This is a genomic window from Pseudomonas fungipugnans (assembly GCF_029955235.1).
Taxonomy (GTDB): domain Bacteria; phylum Pseudomonadota; class Gammaproteobacteria; order Pseudomonadales; family Pseudomonadaceae; genus Aquipseudomonas; species Aquipseudomonas fungipugnans.
Genome location: NZ_JARBWL010000002.1, coordinates 2,620,024 through 2,642,859, shown reverse-complemented (window position 1 = coordinate 2,642,859; position 22,836 = coordinate 2,620,024). Strand labels below are relative to the sequence as shown.

21 protein-coding genes and 1 pseudogene are annotated in these 22,836 nt (G+C 61.5%); 13 read left to right on the top strand and 9 right to left on the bottom strand.

Annotated features, from left to right (window positions below):
* Positions 1 to 8: 8 nt before the first annotated feature.
* Positions 9 to 1,190 (top strand): acetyl-CoA C-acetyltransferase, encoded by a 1,182-nt coding sequence (locus POF45_RS27385; RefSeq protein WP_282317195.1) that lies wholly within the window; start codon positions 9 to 11, stop codon positions 1,188 to 1,190.
* 945 nt (positions 1,191 to 2,135) lie between these two features.
* Here the strand turns inward: POF45_RS27385 and POF45_RS27380 are convergent.
* Both POF45_RS27380 and POF45_RS27375 read right to left on the bottom strand, forming a co-directional pair.
* Positions 2,136 to 3,458 (bottom strand): Nramp family divalent metal transporter, encoded by a 1,323-nt coding sequence (locus tag POF45_RS27380; protein WP_282317194.1) that lies wholly within the window; start codon positions 3,456 to 3,458, stop codon positions 2,136 to 2,138.
* A 119-nt stretch (positions 3,459 to 3,577) separates the two neighbouring features.
* Entirely contained in the window at positions 3,578 to 4,108 is a 531-nt protein-coding gene (locus POF45_RS27375; protein WP_282317193.1) for a chalcone isomerase family protein, read from the bottom strand.
* Between the two features lie 163 nt (positions 4,109 to 4,271).
* Here POF45_RS27375 and POF45_RS27370 point away from each other — a divergent pair, with 163 nt between their 5' ends.
* Both POF45_RS27370 and POF45_RS27365 read left to right on the top strand, forming a co-directional pair.
* On the top strand, positions 4,272 to 5,066 hold the full coding sequence (locus tag POF45_RS27370; RefSeq protein WP_282317192.1) for a hypothetical protein: 795 nt from the start codon (positions 4,272 to 4,274) through the stop codon (positions 5,064 to 5,066).
* A gap of 223 nt (positions 5,067 to 5,289) precedes the next feature.
* Positions 5,290 to 5,853, top strand: a complete 564-nt coding sequence (locus POF45_RS27365; RefSeq protein ID WP_282317191.1) for a DcrB/PsbP domain-containing protein — start codon at positions 5,290 to 5,292, stop codon at positions 5,851 to 5,853.
* Between the two features lie 3 nt (positions 5,854 to 5,856).
* On the opposite strand, the gene POF45_RS27360 is transcribed toward POF45_RS27365, so the two are convergent.
* The 3 genes from POF45_RS27360 to POF45_RS27350 form a co-directional block, all read right to left on the bottom strand.
* On the bottom strand, positions 5,857 to 6,573 hold the full coding sequence (locus POF45_RS27360; protein ID WP_282317190.1) for an alpha/beta hydrolase: 717 nt from the start codon (positions 6,571 to 6,573) through the stop codon (positions 5,857 to 5,859).
* Between the two features lie 135 nt (positions 6,574 to 6,708).
* Complete coding sequence (locus POF45_RS27355) at positions 6,709 to 7,821, bottom strand: succinylglutamate desuccinylase/aspartoacylase family protein (RefSeq protein ID WP_282317189.1); 1,113 nt, start codon at positions 7,819 to 7,821, stop codon at positions 6,709 to 6,711.
* A 119-nt stretch (positions 7,822 to 7,940) separates the two neighbouring features.
* Positions 7,941 to 8,720: an ABC transporter substrate-binding protein gene (locus POF45_RS27350; protein WP_282317188.1), complete on the bottom strand. Its 780-nt coding sequence runs from the start codon at positions 8,718 to 8,720 to the stop codon at positions 7,941 to 7,943.
* Between the two features lie 250 nt (positions 8,721 to 8,970).
* Here POF45_RS27350 and POF45_RS27345 point away from each other — a divergent pair, with 250 nt between their 5' ends.
* Entirely contained in the window at positions 8,971 to 9,603 is a 633-nt protein-coding gene (locus POF45_RS27345) for a type 1 glutamine amidotransferase (RefSeq protein ID WP_259502018.1), read from the top strand.
* 75 nt (positions 9,604 to 9,678) lie between these two features.
* On the opposite strand, the gene POF45_RS27340 is transcribed toward POF45_RS27345, so the two are convergent.
* A complete protein-coding gene (locus tag POF45_RS27340; RefSeq protein ID WP_259502013.1) occupies positions 9,679 to 10,113 on the bottom strand; it encodes a rhodanese-like domain-containing protein in 435 nt (144 codons plus the stop codon).
* A 101-nt stretch (positions 10,114 to 10,214) separates the two neighbouring features.
* On the opposite strand from POF45_RS27340, the gene ftrA reads away from it, so the two are divergent.
* Complete coding sequence (ftrA, locus tag POF45_RS27335) at positions 10,215 to 11,189, top strand: transcriptional regulator FtrA (protein ID WP_282317187.1); 975 nt, start codon at positions 10,215 to 10,217, stop codon at positions 11,187 to 11,189.
* A gap of 117 nt (positions 11,190 to 11,306) precedes the next feature.
* Here the strand turns inward: ftrA and cobF are convergent, their stop codons facing one another.
* Together cobF and POF45_RS27325 are read right to left on the bottom strand one after the other, a co-directional pair.
* A complete protein-coding gene (cobF, locus tag POF45_RS27330; RefSeq protein ID WP_282317186.1) occupies positions 11,307 to 12,062 on the bottom strand; it encodes a precorrin-6A synthase (deacetylating) in 756 nt (251 codons plus the stop codon).
* A pseudogene (locus tag POF45_RS27325) lies at positions 12,062 to 12,635 on the bottom strand (histidine phosphatase family protein). The gene cobF and the pseudogene POF45_RS27325 overlap by 1 nt, the downstream one beginning before the upstream one ends.
* A 330-nt stretch (positions 12,636 to 12,965) precedes the next feature.
* On the opposite strand from POF45_RS27325, the gene POF45_RS27320 reads away from it, so the two are divergent.
* From POF45_RS27320 to POF45_RS27285, 8 genes are all read left to right on the top strand, one after another.
* A complete protein-coding gene (locus POF45_RS27320) occupies positions 12,966 to 13,820 on the top strand; it encodes a MurR/RpiR family transcriptional regulator (RefSeq protein WP_259502008.1) in 855 nt (284 codons plus the stop codon).
* Positions 13,821 to 13,822: 2 nt separating this feature from the next.
* Entirely contained in the window at positions 13,823 to 14,467 is a 645-nt protein-coding gene (locus POF45_RS27315) for a cysteine hydrolase family protein (RefSeq protein WP_259502001.1), read from the top strand.
* Entirely contained in the window at positions 14,464 to 15,795 is a 1,332-nt protein-coding gene (locus POF45_RS27310) for a type I glutamate--ammonia ligase (protein ID WP_259501999.1), read from the top strand. The genes POF45_RS27315 and POF45_RS27310 overlap by 4 nt, the downstream gene beginning before the upstream one ends.
* Positions 15,779 to 16,531 (top strand): N-formylglutamate amidohydrolase, encoded by a 753-nt coding sequence (locus POF45_RS27305; RefSeq protein ID WP_282317185.1) that lies wholly within the window; start codon positions 15,779 to 15,781, stop codon positions 16,529 to 16,531. The genes POF45_RS27310 and POF45_RS27305 overlap by 17 nt, the downstream gene beginning before the upstream one ends.
* A gap of 86 nt (positions 16,532 to 16,617) precedes the next feature.
* A complete protein-coding gene (locus POF45_RS27300; RefSeq protein ID WP_282317184.1) occupies positions 16,618 to 17,967 on the top strand; it encodes an APC family permease in 1,350 nt (449 codons plus the stop codon).
* 121 nt (positions 17,968 to 18,088) lie between these two features.
* The gene (locus tag POF45_RS27295) at positions 18,089 to 19,105 is read left to right on the top strand and encodes an arginine N-succinyltransferase (RefSeq protein WP_259501993.1); all 1,017 of its coding nucleotides are present in this window, start codon (positions 18,089 to 18,091) and stop codon (positions 19,103 to 19,105) included.
* A 49-nt stretch (positions 19,106 to 19,154) separates the two neighbouring features.
* On the top strand, positions 19,155 to 20,189 hold the full coding sequence (astA, locus tag POF45_RS27290; protein ID WP_259503134.1) for an arginine N-succinyltransferase: 1,035 nt from the start codon (positions 19,155 to 19,157) through the stop codon (positions 20,187 to 20,189).
* 331 nt (positions 20,190 to 20,520) lie between these two features.
* Positions 20,521 to 21,390: an isocitrate lyase/PEP mutase family protein gene (locus POF45_RS27285; RefSeq protein WP_259501991.1), complete on the top strand. Its 870-nt coding sequence runs from the start codon at positions 20,521 to 20,523 to the stop codon at positions 21,388 to 21,390.
* Between the two features lie 94 nt (positions 21,391 to 21,484).
* On the opposite strand, the gene POF45_RS27280 is transcribed toward POF45_RS27285, so the two are convergent.
* Positions 21,485 to 22,720, bottom strand: coding sequence for a M20/M25/M40 family metallo-hydrolase (locus POF45_RS27280; RefSeq protein WP_282317183.1), 1,236 nt, complete (start codon positions 22,718 to 22,720; stop codon positions 21,485 to 21,487).
* Positions 22,721 to 22,836 lie beyond the last annotated feature (116 nt).

The window sequence follows — 22,836 nt, the reverse complement described above, 5'->3', positions numbered from 1 at the left end:
ATCAGTCCATGCAAGACGTCGTTATTGTTGCCGCCACCCGTACCGCCATTGGCAGTTTCCAGGGTTCGCTGGCGAACGTTTCTGCCGTTGACCTCGGTGCAGCGGTGATCCGCCAGTTGCTGGCGCAAACCGGGCTGGACCCGGCCCAGGTCGATGAAGTGATCATGGGCCAGGTGCTCACCGCCGGTGCCGGGCAGAACCCGGCGCGGCAGTCGGCAGTCAAGGCCGGCCTGCCGTTCACCGTGCCGGCCATGACCTTGAACAAGGTCTGCGGCTCGGGCCTCAAGGCGCTGCACCTGGCAACCCAGGCGATTCGCTGCGGCGACGCCGAGGTGATCATTGCCGGGGGCCAGGAAAACATGAGCCTGTCCAATTACGTGATGCCCGGCGCCCGCACCGGCTTGCGCATGGGGCACGCGCAAATCGTCGACACCATGATCAGCGACGGCCTGTGGGATGCGTTCAACGACTACCACATGGGCATCACCGCCGAGAACCTGGCCGAAAAATACAACCTGACCCGCGAACAGCAGGACGCCTTCGCCGCCGCCTCGCAACAGAAAGCCTCGGCGGCCATCGAGGCCGGGCGTTTTGTCGATGAAATCACGCCGATCCTGATCCCGCAGCGCAAGGGCGATCCGCTGTCCTTCGCCACCGATGAACAGCCTCGCGGCGACACCACGGCGGCTTCCCTGGGCAAACTGCGCGCTGCCTTCAAGAAAGACGGCAGCGTCACTGCCGGCAACGCTTCGTCGCTGAACGACGGCGCGGCGGCAGTGATTCTGATGAGCGCCGAGAAAGCCAAGGCCCTGGGCCTGCCGGTACTGGCGAGAATCGCTGCTTATGCCAACGCGGGCGTGGACCCGGCGATCATGGGCATCGGCCCGGTGTCGGCCACCCGCCGCTGCCTGGACAAGGCCGGCTGGTCCATCGAGCAACTGGACCTGATCGAAGCCAACGAAGCCTTCGCCGCGCAATCGCTGGCGGTGGCCAAAGACCTGGAATGGGACCTGGAAAAGGTCAACGTCAATGGCGGCGCAATTGCCCTGGGCCACCCGATCGGTGCGTCAGGTTGCCGGGTGCTGGTGACCTTGCTGCACGAAATGATCAAGCGCGATGCCAAGAAAGGTCTGGCGACCTTGTGCATTGGCGGTGGCCAGGGCGTGGCATTGGCCATCGAACGAGCTTAAGCGTTTAACAGCACGCACACGGATCCACGAAAATCCGGGCGCGGACTGGTAATACACCCGGTGCGATTAACCTTGCACCGGGTTTTTTATGCCCTGAAATGTGTGGTGGCCGGACCGGCCCCTTCGCGGGCAAGCCCGCTCCCACCGGGGATTGGAGTAATGCACAGATGGTGCATTCACTGAAGATCAACTGTGTGTGGGCTTGCCCGCGAAGGCGCCGGCCCAGCCACACACCACCCCCACCGGGGATTGGGCCAATGCACAGATGGTGCATTCACTGAAGATCAACTGTGGGAGCGGGCTTGCCCGCGAAGGCGCCGGCCCAGCCACACACCACCCCCCACCGGGGATTGGGCCAATGCACAGATGGTGCATTCACTGAAGATCAACTGTGGGAGCGGGCTTGCCCGCGAAGGCGCCGGCCCAGCCACACACCCCACCCACCGGGGATTGGAGTAATGCACAGATGGTGCATTCACTGAAGATCAACTGTGGGAGCGGGCTTGCCCGCGAAGGCGCCGGACCAGCCACACACCCCACCCACCGGGGATTGGAGTAATGCACAGATGGCGCATTCACTGAAGATCAACTGTGGGAGCGGGCTTGCCCGCGAAGGGGCCGGCCCAGCCACACACCACCCCCCACCGGGGATTGGGCCAATGCACAGATGTTGCATTCACTGAAGATCAACTGTGGGAGCGGGCTTGCCCGCGAAGGCGCCGGCCCAGCCACACACCACCCCCACCGGGGATTGGGCCAATGCACAGATGTTGCATTCACTGAAGATCAACTGTGGGAGCGGGCTTGCCCGCGAAGGCGCCGGCCCAGCCACACACCCCACCCACCGGGGATTGGAGTAATGCACAGATGGTGCATTCACTGAAGATCAACTGTGGGAGCGGGCTTGCCCGCGAAGGCGCCGGCCCGAACAACACACCTCTCGGATCAAACCACCCACTGCGCTATCAACCACGCATTCGCCCCACTGATCACCGCAAACAACCCCCACGCCAACACCCGCGTCGGCAGCCGATTGGCAAACGGTCCCATCAGCGTCTTATCGCTGGTCATCCGAATCAGCGGATACAACGCAAACGGCAGTTGCAGACTCAACACCACCTGACTCAGCACCAACAACTTGCCAATCGCGTTATCACCCATCAGCCACACGCCGATGAACGCCGGGATCAACGCCAGCCCACGGGTGATCAACCGCCGTTGCCAGCAAGGAATGCGCAAGTTCAGATAGCCCTCCATGATCACCTGGCCAGCGATGGTGCCGGTGAAGGTCGAGCTCTGTCCCGAGGCCAGCAACGCCACGCCAAACAACACGCTGGCCAGGGCGCCGCCCACCAGCGGGTCGAGCAGGTGATAGGCGTCCTGAATGTCCACCACATCGCTGTGACCGGTAGTGTGGAATGCGGCCGCCGCCAGAATCAGAATCGCCGCATTGACCAGCAACGCCAGCGCCAGTGAACCGATGGTGTCGATGCGCGCCAGTTTCACCGCATCCTGCTTGCCGGCCAGGTCCTGGCCGATCATCCGGGTCTGCACGATCGAGGTATGCAGGTACAGGTTATGCGGCATCACCGTGGCCCCGACAATACCGATGGCGATGTACAGCGGCGCGGTATCGCTGATCGCCGACAGCGACGGCACGAAGCCTCGGGCGACGTCTGGCCAGTACGGTTTGATCAGCACCAGCTCGATGAAGAAACACACGCCGATGGTCGCGACCAGGGCCAGCATGATCGCTTCGAGTCGGCGAAAACCACGGTTCTGCAAGGCCAGCACCAGCAACGTGTCAAACGCCGTCAGGGCGATGCCGAACGTCAGCGAACACCCCAGCAGCAGGTGGAATGCCAGCGCGCAACCGAGGACTTCGGCAAGGTCGGTGGCAATGATCGAAATCTCTGCCAGCACCCATTGGGTTCGGGCGGCGCGAGTGCTGTAGCGCTCGCGGGACAGTTGCGCCAGGTCCCGCCCGGTGGCGATGCCCAGCCGCGAACACAGGCACTGCACCACCATCCCCGCCAGACTCGCCAGCAACACCACGAACAGCAGGCTGTAACCGAATTTCGAACCGGCTTCGATGGCGGTGGCCCAGTTGCCGGGGTCCATGTAACCGATGGAAACCAGCAGGCCAGGGCCGGCGAAACGCAGCATCCGCTTGAAGAACGAGGCAGTTGGGTCGACGACCACGCTGCCGGCCACCTCGGGCGGACAAAACGGTGCGGTGGCGACTTTCGGCAAAAAACTGAATTTCACGCAAACATCCGGTAACAAGTTGGAAGGGGCAGCTTAAACGCTTCACTGGCCTGCGGGCTATACGCCGCCCTGTGTAGAAGCTGCCGGAGGCTGCTCCTGCACAGGGCGTGTTTGGGCTGTCATCGGGTCGTGCCCAGCAATTGTTCGCGCAACTCGGGGTTTCGGGTACGTGGATCCAGCCAGATATCGAAAAACGCCCGGGCGAACTGCGGGTCTTTCACTTCGTGTTGCAACTGCTGGCCGACAAAAAACCGTGCGCCCTGTCCCGGCAGGTAGACACCGGTAATCCGCGTGCCGTCCTGCACATCGACGAACGACTGCTGCATCTGTACTCGCCACCCGGCCAATTGCTCGGCGCTCACCGAAGCACCGGACAATCGCCTGATTTCATCGACGCTGGCTTTCACCAGATCATCGCGGGAAATCTCGCGCTTGTAGATCAGCTCCAGAGCAAACGGCTGATCCACCGACAGCGGCCGCGTCGTACTCCAGAGCCTGGCGTTGTAAACATCAAAACCGAAGACGCGAAACTCCCCGGCGCCGATGATTTGCGCATTGGGCAAGGCGTCTTGCCAGCTGGCCAGGGCTTGTGCCGCAAGCCATGCCAGCAGCCATAGACCGTGACGCAGTCGTGAGCGAGGGCTGTTCATGAAGATGTTTCACCGAGGGCTTTCTACAGGCTTATACGCAAACCGGCTTTTTGTACAACAAACAGCAGAATCAGATATTTTGTATACAACATTCAGAGATCCATGAAGCAATCCACAATCCACGGTGCTAATTTGTCGCCTTCTGCAGATCGGAGATGCATACGTGCTGGTGCTCAAACTGCTGGTGATTCCCGGTTTTCTGTTGCTGATTTCCCTGGCAGGCAAGCGCTGGGGGCCGAGCGTCGCCGGGTGGCTGTCGGGATTGCCGGTGGTGGTGGGGCCGATTCTGTTTTTCCTGGCGCTGGAACAAGGTCAGGTGTTTGCCGCACAGGCGGCGACCGCCGCGCTGTCGGCCATGTTCGCGATGATTGCCTTCTGTGTGAGCTACGCCCAAATGGCACAAAGGACCGCATGGCCTTGTGCGCTGGCGGTGTCGATGCTGGTGTGGGCCAGCATCGCCTTTGTGCTGTCGCTGATTCCGCCGTCACTGACCGTGTCGCTGATCGCCGCCGCCAGTGCCCTGCTCGCTGCGCCTTATCTGTTTCCGGCGGTGAAACCGATTGTCGCGGGCCCGGTGCCGAAATCCGACAGACTGATCCTGCGCATGCTGGCCGGCGCTCTCTTGACGTTAACCGTGACCTTGCTCGCCAGCACCGTGGGCGAACGCTGGAGCGGCTTGCTGGCGGTGTTCCCGGTATTGGGCAGCGTGATGGCGGTGTTCTCCCAGCAAACCCGTGGCCCGGCCTTTACGGCCGCCTTGTTGCGGGCCACCGCCACGGGCATGTACGCGTTTGCAGCGTTTTGCCTGGTGCTGACGCTGACGTTGCCAACGTTGGGGATGAGCGCGTTTGCCTGGAGCGTTGCGGTGTCGGTGGGGATGCTGGGGGTGACCCGAAAGCTGCTGGCGACAGCGGCAACTCAGATACAGCCACCCTCTGGCGCAACCATCAAGGATTAATGGCAGCACAACCCGTAGCAAGGGAGCTGGCTCGCGCCGGGTTGCGAAGCCACCTCGCGATGTTCACCGTCACTGCCAACCCTGTGAGTGCTGCGCGCTCAAGCCGGAGCAAAAGATTTTGTGTCCGGCTTACATTCCCTCGGCAACCCTATTCTTGACTGGCTGGCGCCCCGACCGTCGTGGGATGATCGCGGCCATAGCGCGATCATCACCGGAGAGTCCCATGTCATTGTTGAGTAAGAAAGCCGCTGTCCTGCTGCTGGCGGCGGTAGCCGGCCTGAGCGTATTGAATGCCCAGGCGGCCAAGGCCACCGACGCGCCGGCACAGAAGGTGTCGATGCTCGGCGGCAAGTTCAGCTTCACCCTGCCCAAGGGCTTCGTCGCCAACCCGCTGCCGCCCGGCCCGACCGGCGCTGTCGGTACCATGTACACCAACGAAACCACCAAAACGGTGTTGATCACCGCTGAAAACCGCCTGCCCGACGGCGCCACCGTCAAGGACAACGATGCAGCGTTTCTCGACGGTACGGTCAGCGATTTCGATGCGGCACAGCGCAAAGCGCTGCCGGACTTCAATAAACTGAGTGAGAAAAGCCTGACCCAGAAAGGCACTGGCCTGGGCCTGCGCCAGGTCGACAGTACCGCCACCCAGGGCGGCGGCCAGACCCTCAACACCACGCTGATGGCCGGTTCCGGCGATCACATGGCCGTGGTGCAAGTGATCTCCCGCCCAGACAACAAGACCGGCCACGACGCGCTGGTCAAACAGATCGTGGCCGGTAAATAAGCGTCAGGGATTGAGGCGCTGCAACCAGGCGTTGAGATCCTGAATCTCATCGGCACTGATGCTGTGGCCCAGCCCTTCATAGGCGTGGAACTGGGGCTTGAGTGACAGGCTTTGCAGAAGGCTGTCGGCATCGGTGCCGTCTTTGAGTGGCAAGCGCTTGTCGACGGTGCCGTGACCGATGAAGATTGCCAGTGACTGGCGTTTTTCATCGGGCTTCAATTCGGACTTGAGCACCGGCAGAATCCGCCCGCTCAGCGCCGCAATCCCGCACACTGCCTCGGGATGACGCAATCCCACTTCATAGGACATGATCGCGCCCTGGCTGAAACCCACCAGGTACACCTTGTTCGCCTCGGTGTGGTACTTCTTCGCCGCCTGGGCAATGAACGTCAACAGCAGCTTGCCGCTGGACTTCAGGTCATCGGTCTCACCGTTGTAAGGGCCTTCACCCTTCTTGCGAAACCACTGATAACTGCCCGGTTCCAGCGTCACCGGCGCCTGCACCGACAGGTAGGTGTAATTGGCCGGCAACTCGTCCTTGATACCAAACAGATCCTGCTCGTTGCTGCCGTAGCCGTGGAGGAAAATCACCAGCGGCTGATCGTTGGTGTCAGGGCTGGCCTGTTCCAGGTACTTGAGCGGCAAGTCGGTTTGCAACGAGGTTTGTGCGTGGGCGGCGGTAGACGCCAGCAGCATGAACAGGGCGAGATACTTGAGCATAAGCCTTCCTTCACTGGGGGCAGGATTGAGGGTTACCCTAACATCGTGAGGCACTTCTCGGCATTTTTGCCGTGGCTGATGCCCTCTTCGCAAGCAGGCTCGCGAAGAGGCCGGATGCCTCATCAAAATCTCCGATCAGTCGTTAACCAGCTTCCCAACCCGAATCGGATCACGTCCTGCCACTTTCGCCTGCCATATCCCCGGCTCGGTATAACGGCCGCGATCAATCGCAAACAGCACACCGCTGGTGCCGGCGCAGACGGTGCTGATGCGGTCGCTCAACGGATCGACCACTTCAAACAGCGCATCACCCTTCTCTACCCACTCACCGGAATCGCGCAGGAAACTGACCACCCCATGGTGTGGCGCGAACAGATACTCCGTGCCCTCGAACGGCATGCCTTCACAGCACTCGCTCGGCGCGGCCGGCCAGGTGCCGCTGATAAAACCCTGTTCAGCGAGGAAACCCAGAATCGCTTCGCAATTGGCCTGAGCCTGCTCGACACGGGTATCGCCCATGCTGCCCAGCTCCAGGGTGGTCGCCAGGTTCGCCGGCGGGATGGTGGCCTCGGGAAACGCGCTAGCCAGACGCAACCACGGCGACGAGCAGGATTCGTCAAACGAACTGCCGCCAGAATCTTCGCACAGCAAGGCCACACCGGCCTTCAAACGCGCAGCCAGCGACTGCCACCGGGGCCAGTGTTGCGGCAAGGCGTAGAGGTGAATCGCTGCGTCGAAGTCGCAGTGCAAGTCCAGGGTAATGTCAGCGTCGCAGGCGTGACGCAGCAACAGGCGGTGCATGGCTTGCAGTTGCGAAGCCGGGGCCGGCAGAGCGTCAAGGACCTGGCCCATGGTTTTGCGGATCAAGGCAATGTTGGCCTCGGCGTCAGCTCCCAACTGCGCACCGATCAGCTGCGCCACCGGGGTGCTGAGTTCGACAAACGAGCGGTTGAAGTTCTTGCCGCTGCCCAGCTCGAAACGGCCCATGTGGGCGCTTTGCAGATGTTGGTCCAGACCAATCGGGTTGGCCACCGGCACCAGCTCGATGACGCCTTGCAACTGGCCTTGGGCTTCGAGTTCGGCCAGGCGTTTCTTCAGTTCCCAGGCCGTGCGCATGCCCGGCAATTCATCAGCGTGCAGGCTGGCCTGGATATAGACCTTGCGCGCACCGGCGCCAAAACGAAACACACTGAGGGTGCGCTCGGTGCCCAGGTGGCTCCAGGGCAGTGGGTAGTCAATGCGTTGCATGGGGGAACTCCTGCATGACAGAACGGCAAAATCACCTGTGGGTTTTTCGTCTGGGTGGAATGAGAGCATAAAAAAAGTGGCCACCGCGTCAACGGTAGCCACTTTTTTTGGCCGGCGGATTACTCGCCGTATACGTCAAACTTGAAGTACTTGTCTTGCACTTGCTTGTACTTGCCGTTGGCGCGAATTTCGGTGATCGCGGTGTTGAATTTGTCGGCCAGGGCGGTATCGCCCTTGCGTACGGCAATGCCGGCGCCGCCACCGAAGTACTTCGGATCGTTGTACTCAGGGCCTACGAAAGCAAAGCCTTTACCGGCGTCGGTTTTCAGGAAACCGTCGTCCAGGTTGACCGAGTCGGCCAGCAGCGCGTCAATGCGGCCCGAGACCATGTCCAGGTTGGCTTCCTGCTGGGAGCCGTAACGCACCAGCTGGATACCGGCCGGCACCAGCACTTCGGTGGCGAAGCGGTCGTGGGTACTGGCACGCAGCACGCCGACTTTCTTGCCCTTGAGGTCGGTCAGCGGGTCTTTGACGTCGGAGCCTTCCTTCATCACGAAGCGCGCCGGGGTGTGGTAGTACTTGATGGTGAAATCGACGTTTTTCTTGCGATCATCGGTGATGGTCATGGACGACAGGATGGCGTCGATCTTCTTCACTTTCAGCGCCGGAATCAGGCCGTCGAACTCTTGTTCAACCCAGGTGCACTTGACTTTCATCTGCTCGCACAGCGCGTCGCCGATGTCCACGTCGAAACCGGTGAGTTTGCCGTCGGGGGTTTTCATCGAGAATGGCGGGTAACCGGCTTCGATACCGATGCGGATCGGCTTGGCGTCATCGGCCACGGCGGTCAGGGACAACATCGACAGTGCCAGGGCACCAAACATCACTAGCTTCTTCATTTATTACTCCTGTGTGCGGAGGCTTTTATTGGCAGCTTTCGATTGTCAGCGTTCGGTCGGCAGCTTTTGGCTTGGGAAAACCGAAGTGGCCGGCAGTCTAGAGCGGCTTCAAACGGGCAAATTGTGTATAAGCGACAAATACTTATAAAAAAGTAGCGAACCGTTTCGCCCCCCTTGAAGCGTGCGCCAAGGTGGTGCAAAGGCTGTAGGACAAGTCCTTTTTTCAGGCAAAAACTGCAAGAGACTTCTGATGCCCACATTGAATCTGATCCAGCATCACCCCGCCGAAGGGCCTGGCGCGATTGCCGAATGGGCCGCTTCCCGAGGCGTTGTGCTGAACGTCCATCGCGCCGACCTCGGCCATTTGCCTGCGGCAAGTGGTGAGCCGGTGATCATGCTGGGCGGGCCGTATGAGTCCAACGCCGGGCCGGCCTGGCTGGAGGCGGAGCGCCAGTGGCTGGCGGCCAGTCTGAATCAGGGTGCGGCAGTATTTGCCATTTGTCTGGGGGCACAACTTCTGGCATTGAGCCTGGGCGGGAATGTGCGGCGCATGGCCGTGCCTGAAACCGGCTGGACCACGGTGACGTTCACTGATGGGCAAGTTCTGAAAGTGCTGGAGTGGCATGAGGACGCCATCGACCTGCCGCCCGGTGCGGTGTTATTGGCCAGCAGTGACGGCTGTGAGCAACAGATGTATCGGGTCGGGGGGGCGCGGATCGGCTTGCAGTTTCATCCTGAGTGGAATGCGCAATCGGTGGTGACGCTTAACCAGCATTTTGCCGAGGAGTCGCCGCTGCCAAGGGATCAGGACGACGGTGCCGGTCATGCTGCGGTGTTCGAGTGGTTGCGGGGGACGCTGGATGGGTGGTGGGCGCAGGTCTAGAGCAGGATCAAAAGATCGCAGGCGGCGCCAGCTCCTACAGGGGGCTGGTGGCAGCCTGCGATTTTTTTGGTGATTTCAGCATTCGCAACCGATGGCGGTATTGGCCGTCCGGGCCACTGCAACACTTAACTCGAATCCCTCATCCAGCCAACCGGTCACCCCGCCGATCATCTCCTTGACCGGGTAACCCAGCACCGCCAGTTTCACCGCCGCCTTGTTCGCGCCATTGCAGTGCGGCCCGGCGCAATAGACCACGAACAAGGTGGTTTTCGGGTAGGCCGCCAACGTCTCTGCCGTGATCAAACGCCCCGGCATATTGAGTGCTCCGGGCACATGGCCGCGCTCAAAGGCCAATGGGCCACGCACGTCCAGCAACACAAAATCCACTTCACCGGCCTCATAACTGCCGTGGACGTCGGAACAGTCGGTTTCGAATGTCAGCCGATTGCTGAAGTGCACCAGGGCAATCGCGGACGGGGCGGCAGGAATTTCGCAAACCAGGCTGGTCATGGGCCTTGCTCCAGAGTGTCGGTGGGTATGAACAGACTTTATCGAGCCATCACTTGCCGCTACAGTGGCGCACAAGACACTCATCGGGAGTTTTCCGCCAAATGCAGCCTACCCCTGGCCTGGTCGCGATTCTGGCCTACGACGGTCTTTGCACGTTCGAGTTCGGCATCGCCGTGGAGATTTTCGGCCTGGCACGGCCGGAATTCGACTTCCCCTGGTACGAGCACCGGATTGTCGCTGTGGATCAGGGCCCGATGCGCGCCATGGGTGGCATTCAGGTGCTGGCCGACGGTGGCATGGAACTGCTCGACAGCGCCCGGACCATCATCGTCCCCGGCTGGCGTGATCGCAGCGCACCGGTGCCTGAAGCGTTACTCCACGCCCTGCGCCAGGCCCACGCCCGAGGCGCACGGTTGCTGTCGATCTGTTCCGGGGTCTTTGTGCTGGCGGCCAGCGGCTTGCTGGACGGCCACCGCGCCACCACCCATTGGCGCTACAGCACTGAACTGGCCGAGCGCTTCTCGAACATCGCGGTGGACCCGGACGTGCTCTATGTCGATGCGGGCCAGTTGATCACCTCGGCTGGCAGCGCTGCTGGCATCGATGCCTGCCTGCATCTGGTGGCACGGGATTTCGGTACTCAGGTGGCTAACTCGGTGGCACAGCGATTGGTCATGGCACCGCAGCGCAGCGGCGGCCAGGCACAGTTCATTCCCGCGCCCGTCAGCCCGACGCCGCGCAGCGATCTGTCGCGTGTCATGCAATGGGCGCGGGAGCGCTTGCACCAGCCGCTGGAGGTGCGTGACCTGGCCAGTGAAGCGGCGATGAGCGAACGCACGTTTTTGCGCCGTTTCACCGAAGCCTGCGGGCAATCGCCCAAGACCTGGCTGCAACATCAACGGCTGGCCCGGGCGCGGGAACTGCTGGAGAGCACCCGCCACAATACCGAGCAGATAGCCGAACGCTGCGGTTATAGGTCGGTGGAAAGTTTCCGCGTGGCGTTTCGTGGGATGGTCGGAGTGCCGCCGTCGGTGTATCGGGAGCGGTTTGGGGGTGGGATCAAAGCTGATTTTTGAGGTGTGTTTGAGGGCCTCTTCGCGAGCAGGCTCGCTCCCACAGGGGGGCTGTGTCGTTCACAAATCCAATGTGGGCGCGAGCCTGCTCGCGAAGGGGCCGGCCCTGACAACACAACTTCAAGGCCTACGCAGCAGATAAGTATCCATGATCCACCCATTCGCCACTCGCGCCGCCTGGCGCACCCGTTCAATCTCATCCGCCACGTCTTCAAGCTTGCCGCTGATCAGAATCTCGTCGGGGGTGCCCAGATAAGCGCCCCAGTAAATCTGCGTCTGCTTATCCGCCACCTGCTGGTAGGCATCTTGCGCATCGAGCATCACCACCACACTGTCGGCATCGCTCACCTGCCCCGCCGCCAGGCGCCGGCCGGTGGTGATTTCCACCGAGCGGCCAATCTGGTTCAGCGCCACTTTGTGCTGCGCTGCCAACGCCTGGACGCTGGTAATGCCGGGAATTACCTCGAATTCGAACGCGCAACGGCCTGACGCCAGAATCGCCCGCAAGATACGAATCGTGCTGTCGTACAACGCCGGGTCGCCCCACACCAGGAAACCGCCGCACTGGCCGTCAGTCATTTCCTCGTTGATCAGGCGTTCGAAGGCCTGCTGCTTGGCCAGGTTGAGATCTTCGACGCTGGTGGCATAGTCCACGTCGCCACGCTCGCGCTCAGGGCTGTGGGCCTCGACGAAGCGGTAGGCGTGATCGGTAATGTAGCGCTCGCAGATCTCGCGCCGCAGCTCGATCAGCTTGTCCTTGCTCTGGCCTTTGTCCATGAGGAAAAACACGTCAGCGCGGTTCAGCGCCTTCACCGCCTGCATCGTGATGTAGTCCGGATTACCGGCACCGATGCCGATGACCAGCAGTGTTTTCATCAAAAAACTCCTTCAGCGTCCAAGGCCGTCAAACGCAACCGCCAACGTCCAAAATAGCGCAGTTCGACAGCGGACAAGGGTTCGACATCGATCAGGTTGAACGCCGCGCCCTGCAGCACCTGGGTCAACGCTGCTCGCACAACAAAGGGGTGGGTGATCGCGACCACATGGCCCGACGTCGCCTCCAACGTCTTCAGCCAGGCGGCTACTCGCTCGCCAAGCTGCCTCACCGACTCGCCGCCGTGTGGGGCGGCCAGGGGGTCTTCAAGCCAGGCCGCCAGGGCCTCGGGATGGTTTTTTTTGCAGATCGCCGATCCGCACGCCCTTCCAACGACCAAAGTCGCAATCGCGCAATGCCTCGACCACCTCTATATCACTGCCAAACAGCTCGGCGGTCTGTCGGGTTCGGGCTTCCGGCCCACAAAGCAGGCGCGGTGACTCCTTGAATGAGCGGCTGAGCGATCCCTTGGCTGACTGCCAATCCATTTCCAATGACTCGTCAGTCGGAAAACACGCCAGTTTTTGTGCGACGGTTCGCCCGTGGCACATCAGGGTCAATCGGGTCGCCTTCACGGATGTTCACTCACTCATGGGCACTGAAAAACGGCAGCAAGCTGCACATAATCGGCCAATTGTGCCGTAACTGGCGGGCTCCGGGGCGTTTCGTTTTGATGGACAGGACGGCACCCGGTAACCATGCCGACAAATAAAACGGCAATATCCGACACAGCTATGGGCAATTGCCTACAACAGCCATCAACATCGGTGTAGGCCAAGCGCCTCGGGGCTTACGCCCCATTTTGGGGCCCAAAAAAATTCACTAGACATGTAGTGTGAGTTACATAAATACTGTTTTGGCGAATTGTGAAATGAAACCGACACACCCATCCAGCAGGAGCCCGGATGCCCCCTTTAAGAGACCTGATCACCGATCCCGGCCTGGACCTCACGCCGTCGGAACGCAAAGTCATTCGTGCCTTGCTCGACCAATATCCGCGTAACGGGTTGGGTCCGATGTCACGCCTGGCCGAACATGCGGGTGTCAGCGATCCGACCATTGTCCGGCTGGTGAAAAAACTCGGTTTTGGCGGTTATGCCGAATTCCAGGACAAGCTGCTCAGCGACATGGACCACCGTCTACGCTCCCCCAGCACCCTGTTGCAGCCTCGCGCCCACCTGCAAAAAGACGATCCCTGGAGCCACTACCTGGCGAACAGCCATCGCACGCTGCTGGACACCCAGGCCCTGACCCAACCCGAAGACGTGCGCATCCTCGTCGAGTGGTTGCTCGACCCCCGCCATCAAGTGCATTGCTTCGGCGGCCGTTTCAGCTGTTTCCTCGCCAATTATCTGCTCAATCATTTACGCCTGCTGCGATCGGGCTGTTTTGTCCTGGAAGACAACGCCCAGTTGCCGGACCGCCTGTTCGACGTACAACGTCAGGACGTGGTGCTGGTGTTCGACTATCGCCGCTATCAGTCCCAGGCGTTGCGAGTCGCCCAGGCCGCGAAAGACCGCTATGCCCGGGTGGTGCTCTTCACTGATATCTACGCATCGCCGCTGAGGGAAATGGCCGATCTGATCATCAGTGCGCCGGTGGAATCCGTGTCGGCCTTCGACACCATGGTCCCGGCGCTGGCCCAGATTGAAGCGCTGATCGCCTGCCTGACCCTGCGCAGTCCCGGTCTGGCCGATCGCCTGGAAGGCATCGATGCCCTGCGCAGCGACTTCGACACACACCTGCTGGAGGAAAAATAAGGATGTTCACGCTCCCCCATCGTTCGCCCCGGGATCTGCCGTTTGTCACGGACCACACCGCCCTGTTGCTGGTCGACATGCAGCGCGCCTGGCTCGAACCACAGTTCGATCCGCACCTCAACGGGCCGGACGCCGAGTATTTCCTGAACCGCACTCACATGCAGGTAGTGCCCAATCAGCGACGACTGCTCAGCGCCTTTCGCAGCGCCCGGCAAAACGTCTTGCACACACTGATTCAAAGCCTCACCGCCGATGGTCGCGACCGCTCGCTGGACCACAAGCTGTCCGACATGCACCTGCCGCCGGGTAGCCGCCAGGCACGGATCATCGACGACCTGACCCCGACGGAAAACGAAATCGTGCTGCCCAAGACCTCTTCCGGGGTCTTCAACTCCACCAGCATCGACTACGTGCTGCGCAACCTCGAAACCCGTCACCTGATCATCGCCGGCATCGTCACCGACCAGTGCGTGGACATGGCCGTGCGCGACGCCGCCGACCGTGGTTATCTGGTGACGCTGGTGGAAGACGCCTGCGCCACCTACACCCCGGAACGGCACCAGGCCTGCCTGAACGCGATCAAGGGCTATTGCTGGATCACCGACACCCAGACGGTGATCAACCGATTGCAGGAGATGCAGCCATGAGCGAGCGCCTGTTGCCCGTGGCCATGACCACCCTGGTCACCACCGACCTGATTGGCGTGACGCGTGGCCGCTCGTTTCCCACCGATGAACTGGCGCACTACCAGACTGCTGGCTGTGGCTGGGTGCCGGCCAACAGCGCCCTCACCCCACAGGACATCATCGCCAGCCGCAACCCGTGGGGCGCCTATGGCGACCTGCGGCTGATTCCGGACATGAGCAGCCGGGTGACGGTCGGCAACGGCCCGCACGCCAGCGCACCGGCCCTGGATTTCATTCACGCCGACATTTGCGAAACCGATGGCCGACCGTGGGGCGCCTGCCCGCGCACGCTGCTGCGCAACGAAGTGGAGCGCTATCAGACCGAGCTGGGATTACAGGTCAACGCGGCGTTCGAACATGAGTTCAACCTGGCCTGCGGTGACGCCGAACACTTGGCGTTCTCCCTTGAAGCCCAGCGCCAGGGCGCCGAGTTTGGTGGCTGGCTACTGAGCGCCCTGCGGGCTGGTGGCGTCGAGCCGGAAATGTTTCTGCCCGAATACGGCAAGCACCAATACGAAATCACCTGCCGCCCGGCGCTCGGTGTGGCGGCGGCTGACCGCGCGGTGAACGTGCGCGAGATTACCCGCGAGATCGCCCGGCAAATGGGGCTGGGCCTGAGCTTCGCGCCCAAGACCGCTGAACACGCGGTGTGCAACGGTGTGCATCTGCATGTGAGCCTGCAAAACATGGCAGGCCAACCGATGTTCTACGACGCCGGCACCACCAATGGCTTGTCCACCGTCGGTCAGCATTGGGCGGCCGGCGTGCTGCATTATCTGCCCGCGCTCTGCGCCCTGACCGCGCCGACGCCAGTGTCCTACGAGCGTTTGCAGCCCCATCACTGGAGCGCCTCCTATGCCTGCCTCGGCCAGCGCAACCGCGAAGCGGCGTTGCGCATCTGCCCGACCGTGAGCGTGGGCGGCAAGTCGGTGGCGGAGCAATACAACCTGGAATTTCGCGCGATGGACGCCACCGCCTCGCCGCACCTGGCAATGGCCGCCGTACTGATTGCGGGCCGCCTGGGCATCGAGCAGCGTCTGGCGCTGAACGCAATCACCGACGAAGTCCCCGACTCATTGAATGAAGAACAACGCCAGGCACGCGGCATCGTCGCCCTGCCCGCTTCACTGACGCAGGCACTGGAATGTCTGCGCCAGAACGAAGCGCTGGTCGAAGCCTTGCCGACTGCGCTGCTGGACACTTATTTCGCCCTCAAGACCGAGGAACTGACGCTGACGGAACAGCTCTCGCCCGCCCATCTCTGTGAGCACTATGCGCGCCTGTACTGAAACCGTTGAACAGGGCCTCTACACTCGCCCGCCGTACACCCTGAGCCGGGAAGACTCCGAACACCCGTTGATTCTGGTGTGCGAACACGCCAGTCGTTTTATCCCGGCGCAACTGAACGACCTCGGCCTGAGCGCCGAAGCCGCTCGCGAACACATTGCCTGGGACATTGGCGCCCTGGCGCTGGCCCAGCGTTTGTCCGACACCCTGGGCGTCACCCTGTTGGCCGCCAATTATTCGCGACTGCTGGTCGACCTCAACCGCCCACGCCATGCCCCGGACAGCATTCCGGGGCAGAGCGAGATTTACCAGGTGCCGGGCAACCGTGACCTGGACGAGACCACACGCGAGTACCGTCGCCAGTGCCTGTTCAAGCCGTTTCATACCCGGCTGCAAACGCTCATCGACCAACGTATCGCCCAAGGGCGGCCAGTGCGGGTGGTGGGCATTCACAGTTTCACCCCGATTTACTACGGCCAGCCTCGGCTGCTGGATGTCGGCGTGCTGTATGGCCAAGCGAACGATTACGCGCAACGTCTGCTCGACGGACTCGGGCGGCACCCACTGAAAGTGGCCGGCAATCAGCCGTACAAGATCGACCCCTTGGGCGACATGACCGTGCCGGTGCACGGTGATGCCCGTGGCCTGGAGGCGGTGTTGATCGAGGTACGCAACGATCTGCTGCGTACGCCCGAGGCCGTCGCTCGCTGGGCAGGCTACCTCGCCCCGTTGCTGTAGGAACACGTAGTTACAGGAAACGCTGTCTGTTGTAGCGGTATAAAAACCAGAAAACTGCCCGATTGGCTGACAAGGAGAACGGCTTCATGGAAATAGAAGAATTCGGCTACAAGCAAGAGCTAAAACGTAGCCTGTCCCTGACGGACCTGGTGGTGTACGGGATGATCTTCATGATCCCCATCGCGCCCTTCGGCGTTTATGGCTACGTGAACGCCGAGGCACCAGGGCTCGTGCCGCTGGCGTACATCATCGGCATGGTGGCGATGCTCTTCACGGCATTGAGCTACGGCAGCATGGCACGAGCTTTTCCTATCGCGGGTTCGGTTTATTCCTACGCACAACGCGGCCTTAACCCACATGTCGGCTTCATCGCCGGCTGGTTGATGTTGCTCGATTACCTATTGATTCCGCCGCTGCTGTACGTGTATGCGGCCATGGCGCTCAACCACCTGTACCCGGATATCCCGAAAGTCGGTTTCATTCTGGCGTTTCTGGTCAGTGCAACCTTTGTGAACCTGCGCGGCATCACCTTCACCGCGCGCATGAATATCATTTTCCTGTTGGCGCAACTGGTGGTGTTGGGGATCTTCCTGTTCTACGCCTGGAATGCCCTGCACAGTGGCGGCGGTAACGGCGAGCTGACCCTGACGCCGCTGTACAACCCGGCTACGTTCAACTTCGCCCTGCTCATGCAAGCGGTGTCGATTGCGGTGCTGTCGTTCCTGGGTTTCGACGCGATTTCCACCCTCGCCGAAGAGATCAAGGGCGATCCGGGCCGCAGCGTTGGCAAGGCCGCACTGATCACCCTGGTGGTCATGGGCGTTATTTTCGTGGTGCAGACCTGGATCGCCACCGACCTGGCCGCCGGCATGGGCTTCAAATCTGCCGACACCGCCTTCTATGAAATCGCCGAAATCGCCGCTGGCAGCTGGCTCGCCACCCTCACCGCTGTCGCCACGGCGTTGGCCTGGGGTGTCGCAGTGGCAATCACTTCGCAAGCGGCGGTCTCGCGTCTGCTGTTCGGCATGGCCCGTGACGGCAAGCTGCCGAAAGTGCTGGCCAGGGTCCACCCGAAACACAACACGCCCTACCTGAGCATCTATCTGGTGGCCGTCCTGTCGCTGGTGATCTGCTACCTGTTCATCAATTCGGTAGACACCCTGACCTCGCTGGTCAACTTCGGCGCCTTGAGCGGCTTCATGCTGCTGCACCTGACCGTCATCAATTACTACTGGCGCCGGCAGAAATCCGGCCAGGTGATTCGTCACCTGATCTGCCCGGTGATCGGCTTCATCATTGTTGCAGCCATCATGTACAACATGGGCGTGGCTGCACAAAAACTGGGGCTGATCTGGATCGCCCTTGGCCTGATCTACCTGTTTTTCCTCAACAAACTGGGTGCCAGCACTGCTTTACCCGACCCGAGCAACGGCTGACAAGAAAAAGAGCGGCGTCTGACAAAAGAACAGGCGGGCGCTGCTTTCGCGCGTGGAAACCGACAGTGATAGTCAGGTTCGACGGCAATCACGCCGAACCCTTTGATACAGGAGTACATCCATGCTGGTCTTACGCCCAGTCGAGATAACCGACCTGCCCCAGTTGCAGCAACTGGCGCACGACAGCCTGATAGGCGTCACGTCGCTGCCGGACGACACCGAACACCTGCGCGAGAGAATCCTCGATTCCCGCGCCTCGTTCGACAAGGACGTGCAAGGCAACGGCCCGGAAAACTATTTTTTCGTGCTGGAGGATTGTGACGCCGGGCGCCTGGCCGGCTGCTCGGAGGTACTCGCCACCGCCGGTTTCAGCGAGCCGTTCTACAGCCTGCGCAACCGCCACTTCACCAGCGCCTCGCGGGAGCTGAACATCGAGCATGGCGTACCGGCCCTGTCGTTGTGCCACGACCTCAATGGTCACACACTGTTGCGGGGTTTTCACATCGATGCCGCGCTGGTGCGCACGCCGTTTGCCGAACTGCTGTCGCGGGCACGGCTGTTGTTCATCGCCGCCCACAGCGAACGCTTTGCCGAAGCGGTGATCACCGAGATAGTCGGTTACAGCGACGAACAGGGTGAGTCGCCTTTCTGGGACGCGCTGGGCAAACACTTTTTCGACCTGCCCTACGCCGAGGCCGAACGCCTCTGCGGGCTGGAAAGCCGCAGCTTTCTCGCCGAACTGATGCCGCAATACCCGATCTACGTGCCAATGCTGCCACCGGCGGCACAAGCGTGCATCGGCCGGGTCCACCCCGACGGGCAGGAAGCGTTCGACATCCTTGAGCGCGAAGGTTTTGAAACCAACAGTTACATCGACCTGTTCGACGGCGGTCCGACCTTGTATGCCCGCACCGCCCAGATTCGCTCCATCGCCCATAGCCACACAGGTACGGTAAAACAGACCACGTCCCTCGACGCCCGCGGTAGTTACCTGGTGAGCAATGATTCGCTCACGGATTTCCGGGCCGTCGTCGCCGATCTGGATTACAGCGCCGGGCAACCGGTGGGCCTGAGCGCAGGGATGTGCGCGGCCCTGAATGTGACCGATGGCAGCCCCGTGCGGCTGATCGCCCTGTGAGCCACGCCCAACGACAGCGCCCGAGCAGGCGCGCAAAAGGAGTTGCATGATGATTGTTCGTCCGGTTCAAGTCACCGACCTGCCCGCCTTGCTGGCACTGGTGCAACAGGCCGGCCCCGGGTTTACCTCGCTGCCGGCCAACGAGGAGCGCCTGGGCCACCGCGTGCGCTGGGCACAGCGCACGTTTGCCGAACAGGTCGAGCGAGCCGACGCCGACTATCTGTTCGTGCTGGAGGACGACGATCAGCGGGTGGTCGGCGTCAGCGCCCTGACGGGAGCCGTCGGCGTGCGCGAGCCCTGGTACAACTATCGCGTGGGGCTGACTGTCAGCTCGTCGCCGGACCTGGGGATCCAGAAACAGATCCAGACGTTGTTCCTGAACAACGAAATGACCGGGCAATCCGAGCTCTGCTCGCTGTTTCTGCGCCACGATCAGCGCCAGGGCAACAACGGTCGCCTGCTGTCGTTAGGGCGGCTGTTGTTTGTCGCCGAGTTCCCGCACCTGTTCGGCGAAAAACTCATCGCCGAATTGCGCGGCAGCGCCGATGAGCAAGGCTGTTCACCGTTCTGGGACAGTCTGGGCCGACATTTTTTCCAGATGGACTTCAGCCACGCCGATCACTTGTCGGGCCTGGGCAACAAATCCTTCATCGCCGAACTGATGCCCCGTCAACCCCTGTACACCTGCCTGCTCACCGAACAGGCACAGGCCGTCATCGGCAAGGCTCACCCAAACACTGAGCCGGCGCTGAAAATCCTCAACGCCGAAGGCTTTGCCCACAAGGGCTATATCGATATCTTTGACGGCGGACCGGTGATCGAGGCTCAGGTCTCGAGAATCCGTACCGTGCGTGACAGCCAGCCGCTGATGCTGGCCATCGGCACGCCGGACGATCAGGCGCCCATATGGCTGATCCACAACCGCCGCCTGGAAAACTGCCGTATCACCACCGCCAGGGGCCGTCTGGTGGGCAACAGTCTGATCGTCGACCGCATGACCGCCAAACGCCTGCAATTGCAGCCGGGCAACTCGGTACGGGCGGTGCCGATGCTGAATCAGCAGCAACAGGCGGTTGCTGCCTGATCTTGCCCTGAGCCCTCCAGCAAGCCTGTGACGAGGGAGCTTGCTCCCGCTGGGTTGCAAAGCAGCCCCAAAACCAGCCACCCTGTTTTCTCCAGGGACAACGCGTACACCCAGTAGCGTCTGCTGCGCACACGAACGGGAGCAAGCTCCCTCGCCACTCAAGCCGGCTCAACCATGGACAATCCGCTTCCCACAGGCGCCTGAGCCACGGCAACCGCCACCTCACAAAATCGTCACCCTCTATAAGCCTTCCCCGTGATAGCCTTTTATTCCTTCGGCGTTGACACTTTTGCTCAAGCCCTTCCATTCCCATTGCAGTGGTGGAACTCATATGTCCAGGCTTTCCCATCAAGATTTGCGCCGTAACTTTCGCCAGCTGCTGGCTTCCCGGACCTGCTATCACACCGCCTCGGTGTTCGACCCGATGTCGGCGCGTATCGCCGCTGACCTGGGTTTTGAAGTGGGCATCCTCGGTGGCTCGGTGGCGTCCTTGCAGGTGCTGGGCGCCCCGGACTTTGCCTTGATCACCCTCAGCGAGTTCGCCGAGCAAGCCACCCGCATCGGCCGTGTCGCCCAGTTGCCGGTTATCGCCGATGCCGACCACGGCTACGGCAACGCACTCAACGTGATGCGCACCATCGTCGAACTCGAACGCGCCGGCGTCGCCGCGCTGACCATCGAAGACACCCTGCTGCCGGCCCAGTTCGGCCGCAAATCCACTGACCTGATCACCGTCGCCGAAGGCGTCGGCAAGATCCGCGCGGCGCTGGAAGCCCGGGTCGACAAGGACATGGCGATCATCGCCCGCACCAATGCCGGCATCCTGCCAATCCAGGAAATCATCAGCCGCACCAAGCACTATCAAGCCGCCGGGGCAGACGGGATCTGCATGGTCGGCGTGCAAGACTTCGATCAACTGGAGCAAATTGCCGAGCACCTGAGCGTGCCGCTGATGCTGGTCACCTACGGCAACCCGGCGTTGCGCGACGACAAGCGTCTGGCGGAACTGGGCGTGCGCGTCACCATCGATGGTCACGGCGCCTACTTTGCGGCAATCAAGGCCACCTACGACAGCCTGCGCGAACAACGCCAGATCTTCACCCAGGCCTCGGATTTGAATGCCACCGAGCTGACGCACACTTATACGCAGCCTGAGGAATACATTCGTTGGGCGAAGGAATTCATGAGCGTCAAAGAGTGACCGTTGCGCACGACTGACTTGAAGTCTTCGCTCCCCTGGGTCAGATGATTGATCGTTCCCACGCGCCTGCGCGGGACGATCATCTGTAGCAGTGTCAGCGTTTGGCCAATTCCATGATCATCCGCGACAGCAGATAAATCCGCGGCGTCACGCTCGCGACCTCGGCGTATTCCTCTGGCGTATGAATATTGCCACCGACAATCCCGAACCCGTCCAGGGTCGGTGTCCCCACCCCCGCCGACAGGCTGGCATCCGCGGCCCCGCCGCTGCCTTCTTCAGTCAGCTTGCGGCCAATCTCGCCGTAAATCCCCTGAGCCATGGCCATCAAACGGTCCGACTCCGCCGTCTGCGGCATCGGTGGCAAGCCGCGCTGGAGGCTGGTGGTCACTTCGGTGTCGGCAATCAATTTGTCTTGCGACACCCGCGCCAGGTCTTTCTCGATCCGGTCAAACTCCTCCGGCACCGCCGCCCGCACATCGGCCCTGGCTGTGGCCTGATCCGGGATCACATTGGTGCGGTCGCCGGCCTTGAGCACGGTGAAATTGATGGTGGTTTTCTTCGCCTCGTCCCCCAGTTTGCCCAGTTGCAGAATCTGATGCGCCACTTCCATCGCGGCATTGCGCCCCAGTTCCGGGGCGACGCCGGCATGAGCGGCCTTGCCTTTGACTTCGACCACCGCCGTGGCGCTGCCCTTGCGCCACACCACCAACCCATCCGCGGGGCGCCCCGGTTCGAGGTTGAGGGTCACGTCGTGGGCCTTGGCGGTTTTCTTGATCAGGTCGGTGGCCACCGGCGAGCCGGTCTCTTCGCTGGCGTCGAGCAGGAAGGTGATTTGCGCGTAATCCTTGAAGTCGAGATTTTTCAGGACTTTCAGTGCGTAGATCCCGGCAACAATGCCGCCCTTGTCATCCATCACACCCGGCCCGTAGGCGCGACCGTCCTTGATGTGAAACGGACGCTCGGCGGCAGAGCCCTCCTTGAACACCGTGTCCATGTGCGCCATCAGCAGAATTTTCGCCTTGCCGGTGCCTTTGAACGTGGCCAGCACATGGCTGCTTTTGTCCGGGGTGTTGGGCACCCGTTCGATGCTGGCGCCGAGTTTTTTCAGCTCGTCGATAGCGATGTCACCAACCTGGGTCAGGCCCGGCTCATAGCCGGAACCGGAGTCGATATTCACCAGGCGTTCCAGCAATTTCAGCGCTTCGGCCTGGTACTGCTCGGCATCAGCCAGGACCTGTTTGTGGAGTTCGGCGAACGCCGTTTGGGAGAAGGCTGCAAGGGTAAAAACGAGGGCGAGGCTGGAGGGCAGGAGGGCGTGTTTGAACGTCATGAATCAGTCCTTGTTTCGTGTCGGGGGTAGCCGAACCCTACCTGAGTGAGGCGTAGGGCTCTATACCGGATGCGACACTGAACTGCCTGATCAGGAATGCTGACTCAAAAACACCC